The organism is Asanoa ishikariensis, from assembly GCF_900107455.1.
GTDB classification, from domain to species: Bacteria; Actinomycetota; Actinomycetes; order Mycobacteriales; family Micromonosporaceae; genus Asanoa; species Asanoa ishikariensis.
The window spans coordinates 380725-393456 of sequence record NZ_FNQB01000005.1 but is presented as its reverse complement, the minus strand read 5'-3'; the positions used below and the strand labels follow the sequence as shown (position 1 = coordinate 393456).

Sequence of the window (12732 nt, the reverse complement as noted above, 5' to 3'; positions counted from 1 at the left end):
AGTCACCGCCGTTCGAGGAGCCGACGATCGTAGAGCCATCCGCCAACGCGTGTCTTGTCACCGTATGTCGCGACTGCTGCTGCGGCAGCGCCACCAAACACCCCGACGTCGACCACGACGCGCAGCTCGACCGTCTCCGGAACGCCCTACCCGCGCCTCACCGCGTGCGCGTCAGTGACTGCCTGGACGCGTGCGCGCAGTCCAACGTCGTCGTGGTACACCCGACCGCTGATGCTCGCCGCCGGGGTGCCCGGCCGGTCTGGTTCGGACTGGTAGTCAACGACGTAGTGACCGACGATATCGTCGCCTGGGTCGACGCCGGTGGCCCGGGCGTCGCCCCGTTGCCCGCCATATTGGAGCTCTCCGTCGTCCAGGCGCCCGGATCGCATTGACGCGAGCAAGACCCTGGACTCCGTCAGCATATGTTGACGCCTCACGCGGCGTCAGCATATGCTGACGAACATGTCGGCTGGTGCTGATCTCGAAGACGCCACCCGCGGCACAGACCCCGACGCCGGGCTGCGCGCCGTTGCCCGACTGCGCCGGTTGCTGGAGCAGGTCGAGGCCGAGCACGTCGCGGCGGCACGACGAGCGGGATGGTCGTGGCAGGACATCGCCACGCGGCTTGGCGTCACCAAACAAACCGTGCACCGCAAATACCACCGCGGCATGGAGGACTGATGTTCCGAGGCGATCAGCCCGAGCTCCGCCGCGTTCTGAGCCGCGCGATGACCCACGCTCGGGACCTCGGGCATTACCGGGTCGGCGGCGAACACCTGCTACTCGCCCTCACCACGGCCGGCTGCGATGTCTCTACCGTGCTCACCGAGCATGGCGCGACGGCCGCGGCGATCGGGGAAGCCGTTAGCCTCGCGGCCCCGGCCGGCGCGGGCGCAGCAGCCGACCGGGAGGCCCTTGCCACGCTCGGCGTCGACCTCGATCGGCTGCTAGCCGTTTCCGGGCCGGGACTGCTGGACCAACCGCCCGCACGGGAACCGCTACTTCCCTTCGGCGCGGCGAAGGCGAGGCGGCGATGCGCTCAGCTGAGCCCACCCCTCGGGTTGGACGCCCAGGCCATCTACGAGGCATCGCTACGCACGGGTCGATCCACGAACGCTGCTCTCGGCTCTCGCGGCGGCATTCCCACCCCCGCGTCGCAACGCGCTCATGCGCGCCGAACGGCGGCTCGGTCAACACACGCGGCACCATCACATCGTGCGGCGCTACCAGCGCACAACCGGGCGCACCGCCACCGACGGAAACACCGTGGCCGCATTGATCACCAGCTGAGACTTCGCAGCTGATTCTTCTGGCGCCCAGCCGGCCGGGTTGTAGCCGGCCTCGTCGACCCCACGCGAAGTGCCGGCAGGCACTGGCGCCGATGTTGTGTTGTTGCCAACTCTGTGCAGTAAGGCTGGCCCGGCGTAGCGTCCGACCCGGTTCTCCCAGGTCGAGAAGGGTCCGCTACGGCCAGCAAAGGAAGAGGCGGCGCACGTCTCAGGAGTAACCCGGTTCCGTCGCAGCCTGACCCGCCGGGACTGGTGTTCGCTCGGCGGGATGGCCGGTCTGGTCGCACCGAAGCACTTCTCGTTGGGCGGTGACAACCCGGTCTTCACGGTCGGGTTGGGCGTGCTCGCCTACACGTTCGGCCTACGCCACGCGTTCGACGCGGACCACATCGCCGCCGTCGACAACACCACCCGCAAGCTCATGGCCGACAACGCCGCGACCGGCAACGACCGCAAGCCGCTGTCGGTCGGATTCTGGTTCTCGCTCGGCCACTCCACGATCGTCTTCTCGCTGGCGCTCCTTCTCTCGATCGGCGTGCGGGCACTCGCCGGGCAGGTCGAGGACGATGGGTAGAACCTCCACTCCATCACCGGCGTCATCGGCGCGTCGGTCTCCGGTGTCTTCCTGTGGATCCTCGGCATCCTCAACCTCGTCGTACTCCTCGCGATCATCAAGGTGTTCCGCGAGATGCGCCGCGGCACCTACGACGAGCAGGAACTTGAAGACCAGCTCAACAAGCGCGGGTTCATGAACCGTTTCCTCGGCGGCCTGACCCGCTCGGTCCGCAAGCCGTGACACATCTATCCGATCGGCGTGCTGTTCGGCATCGGTTTCGACACCGCGACCGAGGTCGGACTGCTGGTGCTGGCCGGTGGGGCCGCGGCGTTCAACCTGCCGTTCTACGCCATCCTCGTGCTGCCGATCCTGTTCGCCGCCGGCATGTGCCTGATGGACGCGGCCGACGGTGTGTTCATGAACGCCGCGTACGGGTGGGCCTTCGCCAAGCCGGTCCGCAAGGTCTTCTACAACATCACCATCACCTCGATCTCGGTCGCGGTGGCGCTGATCATCGGCACGATCGAGCTCATCGGGGTGATCGCCGACCAGGCGCACATCACCCACGGCCCGATCGCCGCGATCGCCTCGATCCCGCTCGACTACGCCGGGTACGCCATCGTCGGCCTGTTCGTCGTGTCCTGGCTGGTCGCGATCGCGATCTGGCGCTTCGCGCGGGTCGAGGAACGCTGGTCGGCGAACGTGGCGTCAAGGCCGTCGGAGTCCTGAGCAAACCCTCCACGTAGGGTTGTTGCACATTGCTGGCAACAGCGTAAGAGTTGCAGCAGTGGCGATCCATCGCTTGGAGGACAACACCAGATGGCTGTTTACACGTTGCCGGACCTGCCCTACGACTACGCGGCGCTCGAGCCGCACATCAACGGGCAGATCCTCGAACTGCACCACGACAAGCACCACGCCGCGTACGTCAAGGGCGCCAACGACGCCCTCGAACGCATCGAGGAGGCGCGCGACGCCGGGAACTTCGCCAGCATCGTCGGCCTGGAGAAGACGCTCGCGTTCAACCTGTCCGGCCACGTGCTGCACTCGCTGTACTGGGCCAACATGACCCCGGACGGCGGCGACCGCCCCGACGGCGACCTCGGCGAGGCGATCAACGAGTTCTTCGGCTCGTTCGAGGGCTTCCACGGCCAACTGTCCGCGGCCACCACCCTGGTACAGGGCTCCGGCTGGGGCGTGCTGTCCTACGAGCCCCTCTCCGGTCGCCTGATCGTCGAGCAGGTCTACGACCACCACGGCAACGTCGCGCAGACCTCCGTGCCCCTGCTCGCCTTCGACGCCTGGGAGCACGCGTACTACCTGCAGTACCGCAACGTACGCCCGGACTTCGTCAAGGCCATGTGGGAGGTCGTCAACTGGCCGGACGTGGCTGCCCGGTACGCCGCGGCGAAGGCCGGGAACAAGCCGGCCTGATGCCCCGTAGCGGGGTGGCGGACCGCCATCCGCCGCCCCGCTACGGCCGGCGCCCGGATGTTCACGTCGACGACCTTTGAAGATCACCTTCGAGTGCCTGCGCAGGTCAGGGCCGGTGGAGACACTGGGCCGTTCGTAAGGTCCGCGCCCCGGAGTGTGTTCCCGTGATCTCCCCCTGTAGCCGTGCCGTGATGGCGTTGACCGTCGTCGGGGCAGCTGTCACCGGGGCCGCGCTCGCCCCGGGGCCGGCGTCGGCGCACCCGTTCGGCGATCCCCAGACGGTCGCCATCAGCCTCGACACCACCCGCGCCGGCTTGGTCGCGCTGTCGGCCACCTCCGTGTCGGACCGCCTTCAGGACCTGATCCAGACTCCCGGCGTGCCGGCGGCGGCGTTCGTCATCGCTTTCCTCGCCGGCGCCTGGCACGCCGTCACGCCCGGCCACGGCAAGACCTTGGCCGCCGCCTACCTGGCTGGCTCCAGGGGACGCATCCGCGACGCCGCGTGGCTCGGCGGGTCCGTCGCGGTCATGCACACCATTTCAGTGCTGGTCATCGGGGTCGCCTGGACGTTCCTGTCGCTGTCCGACGTCGTGCGGATGGAACAGCTCACGACCTGGCTCCAGGTCGCGGCCGGAGCGTTCGTGATCGCCACCGGCATCTGGATGCTGCGCCGGCACCTGCGCGGGCACACCCACGATCACGACCACTCGCATGGCCATGAGCATGGGCACACCCACGGCCACACTCACGATCACCATCACGAGCCGTCGAAGCGTCCCGGCCTACTGCTGCTGGGCGTCTCGGGCGGCCTCACGCCGTCACCGGCCGCGTTCCTGGTTCTGGCCAGCGGACTGTTTCTCGGCCGTGGCGCTTTCGCCCTGTTGCTGGTCGTCACGTTCGGGATCGGCATGGCCGTCGTGCTTTTCGGAGTCGGCGTGCTCGCCGTCGCCGGCAGCACCGTCATCAGCCGCAGCGCGCGTTCCATCAGCGCGCTCAAGCTCGCCAGCCGGTTCACCCCGATCCTGGCCGCCAGCGCCGTCACCATCTTCGGCGCCGGCCTGGTCACCATCGCGGCCGTCCATCTCACGACCGTTTGACGGGGCGTCGAGACTCAGGATCGGGCCTTGCTGTGGTGGCGTGACGTGGCTGGGCTGCGCGGAGGGCTCGCGAAGACGATCGCGCCGTCGGCCTGCCCGAGAGGGCGCCAGCCGCGGCGCCGGTAGAAGCCGACAGCGCGGGTCGCGTTCGCGGAGGTCAGCAGCCAGGCCGAGCGTCCGCCGACGATCGAGTCGAGCAAGGTCCGGCCGTTCCCGACGCCTTCGGCCTCCGGGCGCACGGCGAGCTCGAGGACTTCGAAACGCCCGCACAGCTCGGTTGCTCCGGCGCCGAGCGCGGCGCTGGCCTTGTTATAGGACCGGCCGGTCGGGAACGGTGTCGGCGTCGGGTAGCCGTAGGCGAAACCGGTCAGCGCACCGGACAGGCTCCGCGTCACCGCGGCGGTGAAGCCCGGGCGGCTCGCCTCGTTCGGCAAACGGGCGCTGAAGGCGGCGAACGCGTCGCTGCGCTCGTTCCACGGCGGTCGGGAGAACGCTGCGGCGTACACCGGCGTCAGGTCTTCGGCCATGCCGAGGAACCGTTCCGCCGGCACTGTCTCGATCGCTGCCGAACGGCTGGTCATGACGCCCGCCAGAAAAATGGCGGCGCCCACAAGGTTGAGGACCATCGCGGTGGGCGCCGCCCAACCCGGCCGCGGAGTCCGACGGCCGGGCAGTCGACGTGGAGCGACCCAACCTTGCAGGTCCCCTGAGCAGGCGATCGGCGTGAGCGGCACGCCGGCCGATCGGGTCGTTCCACGACGTTCACTATCCCGTTATTGCCAAGACTTTGCAACAACCATGATGATGCAGGAGCACCGCACGCCCCTCGAACCCCGGAGTGCCCTGTGATCCGCCGTGTCCCCGCCGTCCTCGTCGCCTGCGCCCTCGCGCTCGCCGCATGCTCGACGAGCCCGACCACCAGCGGCGCCGCCGCCTCCGCCGACAGGACGTTCGTCGTCGCCACCGCCGGCGAGCCGGACACCCTGAACCCCGTGCTCAACTACGGCGTCGACGGCGCCTCGCTGATCTTCGACGGGCTCGTCGCCCGCGACGCCGGCAACGCCCTCGTGCCCGGCCTGGCCGCCGCGCTGCCGACCGTGTCGCCCGACGGGAAGACCGTCACCGCGACGCTGCGCGATGGGATCGCGTTCCACGACGGCAGCCCGCTGACCTCCGCGGACGTCGTGTTCACGTACCAGGCGATCCTGGATCCGAAGGTCGATTCGGTGATCCGCTCTGACCTGGAGATGCTCGCCTCGGTCACCGCGCCGGACCCGAAGACGGTCGTGTTCACGCTCAAGTACGCGTACGCGCCGTTCCTCCAGCGGCTCGCGCTCGGCATCGTCCCGGCGGCGGCCCTGCAGGGCACGGACGTCAACCAGGCCGACTTCAACCGCAAGCCGATCGGCACCGGCCCGTACAAGGTCGAGTCCTGGACGCCCGGCGACAAGCTCGTCCTCGCGGCCAACGACACGTACTTCGGCGGCAAGCCCGCCAACGCGAAGGTGGTCGTCGCGTTCGTCGCCGACGACAACGTCCGCGCGCAGCGGATGCGCGCCGGTGAGTTCGACGCTGCCGAGCTCGCGCCGAAGCTGGCCGCCGGGTTCGACTCCGTGGGCGGTTATCAGGTGCACCGGGTCGACAGCGCCGACTACCGCGGCGTGATGCTGCCGATGGGCAATCCTGTGACCGGCGACCTGGCGGTCCGCAAGGCGCTCAACGCCGCCGTCGACCGCACCGCGATGATCGGAGGCGTCCTCGGGGGTGCCGGTGAGCCGGCGTACGGGCCGGTGCCGCCGACCTCGGAGTTCGCCGAGCCCGCCGCCGCGGGCCGGCCCGCAGCGGATGCGGTTGCGGCAACTGCCGCGCTTGACGCCGGTGGCTGGGCCGCCGGTGGCGACGGGATCCGGGCCAAGGGTGGCCAGCGGGCCGCGTTCACCCTGATGTACCCGGCCACCGACAGCCTGCGCAAGGAGCTCGCGCTCGCGGTCACCGCCGACGCGAAGAAGGTCGGCATCGAGATCAAGCCCGAAGGCCTGACCTGGGACGCGATCGACACCCGGATCAGCCAGGACGCCCTGCTGATGGGGTTCGGCACGCCGTACGACCCGGACTTCACCTCCTACAAGCTGTTCAGCTCCCAGTTCGCCGGGCAGGGCTACTTCAATCCCGGCCACTACAAGTCCCCGGTCGTCGACAAGGCGTTGCAGGACGGGCGGGACCTCGCCGACCCGGCCGCCCGCAAGGCCGCGTACAGCTCGTTCCAGAAGCAGCTCGCTACCGACCTGCCCTGGTTGTTCCTGGCCTACCTGAAGCACACGTACGTCGTGAAGGACGCCGTGAACGGCGTCCAGCCGCGGGTCGAGGCGCACGAGCACGACGTCGCCAACAGCATCTGGTGGAACATCAACACCTGGAAGCGTAAGTGAGTCGTCGCTTCGCCGGCGCCGGACGGGTCGTCCGGCGCCGGCTGCTCGTCGCCGTCCCGATCCTGGTGCTCACCAGCATCGGCATGTTCGCTCTGGGCGCCGCATCCCCGATCGATCCCGCGAAGCAGTACGCGGGCTCGGCCGCGTTCACCGCCAACCCGGAGGTGCTGGCGCAGATCCGCGCCAACTGGGGTGTCGACGACCCGCTGCCCGTGCAGTACTTGCGGTGGATCGGCAACCTGCTGCGCGGCGACCTGGGCTGGTCGACCAGCCGGCACGAGCCGGTCGCGTCAGTGATCGCCGCCCGGGCCGGGTGGACGCTGCTGGTCGTCTCCCTCGCCCTGGCCATCGTCCTGCTGGCCAGTCTGCTGCTCGGTGCGCTGGCCGCGTACCGCCGCAACGGGATCTTCGACCGGACGCTGCGTGCCGCGGCGTACGCCGTCGAAGCCATGCCCGTGTTCTGGATCGGCCTGGCCTCGATAGCCGTGTTCGCCCTCGCGCTGGGCTGGCTGCCAGCAGGCGGTCTGACCGATGTCACCGCGAGCGGCACCGGCTTCGGCGACGTGGCCCACCACCTGGTGCTGCCCGTCTTGGTGCTGGCCATCTCGCAGGCGCCGTGGTTCGTGCTGTTCGTCCGCGACGGCGTCGCCGACAGCCTCCGCGACGACCACGTCCTCGCCGCCCGCGCCCGCGGCCTACCCGGTCGCACCATCCTATTCGGACATGCGCTGCGCACCGCGCTGCTGCCGTTCCTCACGCTGATCGGCACGCACCTGCCGGAGCTCGTCGGCGGCGCGATCCTCGTCGAGACCGTGTTCTCCCTGCCCGGGCTCGGCGGCGTCACCGTCCAGGCCGCGCTCGGCAGCGACTTCCCGCTGCTGGCCGCGATCACCCTGCTCACCACGGCCGCCGTCCTGACCGCCAACCTCGCGACGGACCTCGCCTATGCCGCCGCCGACCCGAGGATCCGTCTCGATGCTTGACGCCCTTCCGCGCCGTCGCGTTCTCCGCCTGCGGCCAGGCCAGACGGGCACTTTGGTAGCCGCCTCCGTGCTGGCGGTCGCGATCCTCGCCTGCCTGTTGGCGCCGGCGCTCTGGCCCCTCGACCAGAGCGCCGTCGCCCTCGACCAGACCCGCCTGCCACCGTCGTGGGCCCACCCGGCCGGCACCGACGACCTCGGGCGCGACGTCTCCCTGCGGGCTCTGTACGGCCTGCGGGTCTCCCTGCTGGTCGGCGCGGTCGCCGCCTTGGTCGCCACCGTGATCGGCGGGATCGTCGGCGGCATCGCCGGCACGCTGGGTGGTCCGGTCGACCGGCTGCTCATGCGCGTCGTCGACACCGTCGCGGCCCTGCCGCACCTGCTGCTCGGCATCTTCATCGTGGCGATGCTGCGCCCTAGTCTCGGCGCCGTCATCGCCTCGATCGGGGTCACGCACTGGTTGTCCACCGCCCGGATCGTCCGCTCCGAGCTGCTGAGCCTGCGCAACCGGCCGTTCATCGACGCCGCGATCAGCGGCGGAGCCGGGCGCCGTCGCATCCTCACCCGCCACCTGCTGCCGCACGTACTGCCGCGCCTGGCCCTGGCGACCACGCTGATGATCCCGCACGCCGTCTGGCACGAGACCGCACTGTCCTTCCTCGGCCTGGGCCTGCCGCCACACCTGGCCTCGCTCGGCAACATGATCAACGACGGTCAGGGCTCGCTGCTGACCGGCGCCTGGTGGGCCAGCATCGCCCCGGGGGCGGTCATCGTCGTGGTCACCCTCGCCATCGCCGCCCTGGCCGTGCGGTGGCGCGAATACCTCGATCCACGGGTACGAGCGGAGCTGCAACTGTGACCACGCCACGCCTTTCGACCGACGGGCTCACCGTCCGGTTCCGGCTGCGCGGCGCCGTCGTACACGCCGTCACCGACCTGTCCCTGACCGTCCAACCTGGAGAGTTGCTCGCCGTCGTCGGCGAGTCCGGTTGCGGCAAGTCGGTGCTCGCGCACACGCTGCTCGGCCTGCTGCCCCGCAACGCCACCGTCTCCGGGCGCGCCGTTCTCGACGGGAACACCGAGCTGCTGACTGGCCGCGTTTCCGGTGTGCGGGGCCGGCGAGTGGGGCTCGTGCCGCAGAGCCCGGCCACCGCGCTCAACCCCGTGCGCACCGGACGGCGACTGCTCGAGGAGACCCTTCGGGCGCACGGCCGCCCGCGGTCAGACGCCGACGGTATTGCCGCCGCCGTCGGGTTCGACCCAGCGGATCTCGACCGCTATCCACACGAGTTGTCCGGAGGCATGGCACAACGGCTGTGCACCGCGCTCGCGCTGGCGCCGGACCCGTCCCTGCTGATCGCCGACGAACCCACCACCGGCCTGGACCGGCCGCTGGTCGATCACACTCTCGACCTGCTGCGCCGACGCTGCGACACCGGCAACACCGTCATCCTGATCACCCACGACCTCACCGCCGCGCAACGGGTCGCCGACCGGGTGGCCGTCATGTACGCCAGCCGGATCGTCGAGGAGCAACCCGCTGACGCGTTGTTCGCCGCGCCCGCACACCCGTACACCGCCGGTCTGCTCGACGCCCTGCCCGACCGCGCCTTCCGCGCCGTACCCGGGCATCCGCCCATGCTCACCGCGCTCCCGGCGGGCTGCGCCTTCGCGCCGCGTTGCACCCGCGCGACCGACGCCTGCGCGACCATGCCGGACCTTTCCGGCACAGCCCGGTGCCACCATCCGCTCGTGGAACAGGAGGTCGCGGCGTGACCTCGCTCGCGGCACACGACGTCACCGTCTCCTACAGCCGACAGCGGGTGCTCGACCGAGTGTCTCTCCACATCGGATCCGGGGAGACGGTCGGACTGCGCGGGCCGTCCGGCGGCGGGAAATCCACGCTGGTGCGGGTGCTCGCCCTGGTGCAGGGCGCTGACGCCGGGCATGTCAGCATCGACGGCACTTGGGTCGCCGGTGCCCGGCACCGGGTGCCCGCAGCGCTGCGGACACGGATCGGCGTGCTGTTCCAGAGCCCCCGCGAGGCCACCGACCCACGGCTGCGGCTCGACGACATCATCTCCGAGCCGCTGCGCGCCACCGGCCATCCGGACGCGGCGGTCCGCGAGCGGGTCACCGAGTTGGCCGACCTGGTCGGGCTGACTGCCGACCTGCTCATCCGTCGCCCGCACGCGGTCAGCGACGGCCAGCTCCAACGCGCCTGCCTGGCCCGCGCGCTCGCCCACCGCCCGAGCTACCTGCTCTGCGACGAGGCGACAGCGATGCTCGACGCCTCGACCCAGGCCCACGTCGCCGGGGTCCTCACCGACTACCAACGCGAGACCGGTGCGGGCATCCTCGTCGTCAGCCACGACCACGCGCTGCTCACCCGATGGGCCGACCGCGTCGTGGATCTACAGACCCAGGAACGCCGCCATGCCGCGACTGCTGCCTGAAAGCGGGCCCGAGCGCCTGCTCGCCGCGTCCAACTTCGTCTACACCGTCGGCAGCGGCCTTTACCTGACCGCCGGAGTCCTCTACTTCACCCAGGCACTGCATCTGCCCGCGACCCAGGTGGGTGCCGGACTCGCGATCGCTGGCTCCCTGGCGCTGGCCGTCGGGATCGGCGCCGGGCACCTCGCCGACCGGCACGGCGCCCGCGGCGTGTACGCCGTCACCCTCGCCGTCCAGGCCCTCGCCACCGCCGCGTTCGTGCTCGTACACGAATTCTGGCCGTTCGTCGTCGCGGTCTGCGCCGCTGCCGGCGCGAAAGCGGCCGGCCTGGCCGCCCGCAGCCCACTCATCCGCCACTACGGCGGCGACCGACCGCAGGAGTTCCGCGCCTACCTGCGCAGCGTGACCAACGTCGGTATCTCGCTCGGCGCCCTGGGCGCCGGTTGGGCCGTCCAGGTCGGCACGCTGACCGCGTACCACCTCATGGTTCTGGGCAACGCGATCGCGTTCGTCATCTCCGCCGTCATCCTGGTCGCCCTGCCCGCGGTCGCTCCGGAGCCGACCGTTCCCGGCCCGCGCTGGCTGGCCCTCAGCGACTGGCCCTACCTGGTGCTGACCGCGATCGACGGCGTCATGGCGATCCAGTTCAAGGTGCTCACCGTCCTCATCCCGCTGTGGGTGGTGACGGCGACGACCGCACCGGCGTGGATCGTTTCCGGGACCATGCTCGTCGGGACCCTCATGGTGGTCGCCTTCCAGGTCCGCGCCAGCCGCGGCATCGACTCCCCAGCCGCCGGCGGACGGGCATATCGGCGCTCCGGAATCGCCTTCCTCGCCTCCTGCTCGCTGATCGCCGTCACCAGAGCCACGCCCGCCTGGGCGGCCGTGACACTCCTGCTCGTCGCGGCGGTCATCCACACGATCGGCGAGCTCTGGCACGCCGCCGCCGGATTCGAGATCTCCTTCGCCTTGGCCCCGATCCACGCCACCGGCCAGTATCTGGGTGTGTTCGGCCTCGGCGCCGGCCTAGCCGACGCGTTCGGACCCGCTCTGCTGATCGCCCTCTGCATCACCTGGGGCACACCCGGCTGGTACGTCGCCGGCGCGATGTTCGCGCTGACCGGGCTGTTGGCGCCGCCCGCCATCCGCTGGGCACAGCGACACCCCACGATGGTGGGCAGCGCTGGTTCGCCGGTCACGTCAGCAACGTCCGCCAGTAGGACCAGAACCGGACACCGATCAGCGCCACGATCGTCAGGTACCACATGAGCAGAACAAACGTGTGGCTACGAACGGCGAAGCTGATGAGGGGCAGAAGCGTGCGGGGTGATGGCAGATTGTCGGTCCGCAGGTTGTGCAGGGTGACGTACCAGAAGATAGCGATCGTCACGACCCAGAAGACCATGCAGTACGGACACAGCGCACCGATGCGCTAGAGGCTCTGGAAGATCAGCCAGTGCACGAACACCACGCCGAAGGCGGCGCCTGCCTGGAGCCCCAGCCAGAAAGGCGGTTGAGCCGGATCCCCGTAAGCACGGCCAGTCCGAGTGCCACCACTACCGGAAAGGCGACCATCCCGATCACCGGGTTGGGGAAACCGAAGGCCTCGGCCTGCGCGGTGGTCATCACCGAGCCGCACGACAGGATCGGATTGATGCTGCAGCTCGGCCGGTACGACGGATCGGCCAGCAGGTACATCTTTCTCGACCGTCAACGTGGCAGCCGCCGCGAGGCCGAGCAGGCCTCCCACCGTCAGGACACAGTCGATGGTGTGTGACCGGACCGGGTCGTCGATCGGCGCGGACCGGGGCGCCGTAGTCCCGGTGACCGCCATTAACCGGCCAAGGCATTGTCGACGGCGTCCTTGAGGGCCTGGTAGCTGGGCGGAGCCGAGATCCGCTCACCGTTGAGGAAGAAGGTCGGCGTGCCAATCACTCTGGCCGCCTCGCCCGCCGCGACATCGGTTCGGACACGCCGCTCGACCTCGGCCCCGGCAAGGTCGGATGTGAACCGTTCGACGTCGAGGCCGAGTTGTCGCGCGTAGTCCACGAACGTCTCCGCACGGTCGTCCTGCCCGCCGCCCCACGACTGCTGGTTCCGGAACAGCTGTAGGTACATCTCCTCGAACTTCCCTTGCAGTCCCGCGGCCTCGGCGGCCTTGGCCGCGTTCTCGGCGTTGCGGTGCATGGGCAGCGGGAAGTTGCGGACAACGTACGTGATGCGGCCGTCGTATTCCTCGCGTAGTTGCTCGACGGCGGGGAATGCCTGGCCGCAGGATGGGCACTCGAAGTCGAGGAACTCGACGAGCGTGACCCTGCCGTCGCTGGCTTCCGACAATCGGTGACTGTCGGCGGTGACCAGGTCGGCGCTCCCGGAGGGATTGTCACCGGCGCTTTCGACATAGACGAACAAGCCGACCAGACCGACGAGCACGACGTGAGCAAGCCGATGGTGAGCTTGGCGTTGGTGCTGAGGCCGCGCCGGCGCAGCGCC

12 protein-coding genes and 2 pseudogenes are annotated in these 12732 nt (G+C 69.9%); 11 read left to right on the top strand and 3 right to left on the bottom strand.

Features of this window, described 5'->3' with window-relative positions; genetic code table 11:
- Window positions 1–26 precede the first annotated feature (26 nt).
- The 5 genes and pseudogenes from BLV39_RS38735 (at window position 27) to BLV39_RS38710 (ending at window position 4376) form a co-directional block, all read left to right on the top strand.
- Window positions 27–392 (top strand): hypothetical protein, encoded by a 366-nt coding sequence (locus BLV39_RS38735; protein WP_090803706.1) that lies wholly within the window; start codon window positions 27–29, stop codon window positions 390–392.
- Between the two features lie 70 nt (window positions 393–462).
- Complete coding sequence (locus BLV39_RS38730; protein ID WP_090804127.1) at window positions 463–681, top strand: sigma factor-like helix-turn-helix DNA-binding protein; 219 nt, start codon at window positions 463–465, stop codon at window positions 679–681.
- A gap of 876 nt (window positions 682–1557) precedes the next feature.
- Window positions 1558–2574: pseudogene (nicT, locus tag BLV39_RS44570) on the top strand (Nickel transporter NicT).
- Window positions 2575–2664: 90 nt separating this feature from the next.
- Entirely contained in the window at window positions 2665–3279 is a 615-nt protein-coding gene (locus BLV39_RS38715) for a superoxide dismutase (protein WP_090803703.1), read from the top strand.
- Window positions 3280–3470: 191 nt separating this feature from the next.
- Window positions 3471–4376 carry a HoxN/HupN/NixA family nickel/cobalt transporter gene (locus BLV39_RS38710; RefSeq protein ID WP_090803700.1) on the top strand — a complete coding sequence of 302 codons (906 nt, stop codon included), beginning with the start codon at window positions 3471–3473 and terminating at the stop codon, window positions 4374–4376.
- 14 nt (window positions 4377–4390) lie between these two features.
- Here BLV39_RS38710 and BLV39_RS38705 read toward each other — a convergent pair whose 3' ends face one another.
- Window positions 4391–4957 carry a GNAT family N-acetyltransferase gene (locus tag BLV39_RS38705; protein WP_143050074.1) on the bottom strand — a complete coding sequence of 189 codons (567 nt, stop codon included), beginning with the start codon at window positions 4955–4957 and terminating at the stop codon, window positions 4391–4393.
- A gap of 264 nt (window positions 4958–5221) precedes the next feature.
- Between BLV39_RS38705 and BLV39_RS38700 the strand changes: the two genes are divergently transcribed.
- The 6 genes from BLV39_RS38700 to BLV39_RS38675 are packed head-to-tail and all read left to right on the top strand — an operon-like array spanning window position 5222 to window position 11508.
- Window positions 5222–6805, top strand: a complete 1584-nt coding sequence (locus tag BLV39_RS38700; RefSeq protein WP_090803695.1) for an ABC transporter substrate-binding protein — start codon at window positions 5222–5224, stop codon at window positions 6803–6805.
- The gene (locus tag BLV39_RS38695) at window positions 6802–7788 is read left to right on the top strand and encodes an ABC transporter permease (protein WP_090803692.1); all 987 of its coding nucleotides are present in this window, start codon (window positions 6802–6804) and stop codon (window positions 7786–7788) included. The genes BLV39_RS38700 and BLV39_RS38695 overlap by 4 nt, the downstream gene beginning before the upstream one ends.
- A complete protein-coding gene (locus tag BLV39_RS38690; protein ID WP_090803689.1) occupies window positions 7781–8644 on the top strand; it encodes an ABC transporter permease in 864 nt (287 codons plus the stop codon). The genes BLV39_RS38695 and BLV39_RS38690 overlap by 8 nt, the downstream gene beginning before the upstream one ends.
- Entirely contained in the window at window positions 8641–9561 is a 921-nt protein-coding gene (locus tag BLV39_RS38685) for an ABC transporter ATP-binding protein (RefSeq protein ID WP_090803686.1), read from the top strand. The genes BLV39_RS38690 and BLV39_RS38685 overlap by 4 nt, the downstream gene beginning before the upstream one ends.
- On the top strand, window positions 9558–10241 hold the full coding sequence (locus BLV39_RS38680; protein WP_239084037.1) for an ABC transporter ATP-binding protein: 684 nt from the start codon (window positions 9558–9560) through the stop codon (window positions 10239–10241). Before BLV39_RS38685 ends, BLV39_RS38680 begins: the two co-directional genes overlap by 4 nt.
- Window positions 10222–11508, top strand: coding sequence for an MFS transporter (locus BLV39_RS38675; RefSeq protein ID WP_090803680.1), 1287 nt, complete (start codon window positions 10222–10224; stop codon window positions 11506–11508). The genes BLV39_RS38680 and BLV39_RS38675 overlap by 20 nt, the downstream gene beginning before the upstream one ends.
- Here the strand turns inward: BLV39_RS38675 and BLV39_RS38670 are convergent.
- Together BLV39_RS38670 and BLV39_RS38665 are read right to left on the bottom strand one after the other, a co-directional pair.
- Window positions 11435–12073 (bottom strand): annotated as a pseudogene (locus BLV39_RS38670) (vitamin K epoxide reductase family protein). The gene BLV39_RS38675 and the pseudogene BLV39_RS38670 sit on opposite strands and share 74 nt — an antisense overlap.
- Complete coding sequence (locus tag BLV39_RS38665) at window positions 12073–12672, bottom strand: DsbA family protein (protein WP_204082973.1); 600 nt, start codon at window positions 12670–12672, stop codon at window positions 12073–12075. The pseudogene BLV39_RS38670 and the gene BLV39_RS38665 overlap by 1 nt, the downstream one beginning before the upstream one ends.
- Between the last annotated feature and the right edge of the window lie 60 nt (window positions 12673–12732).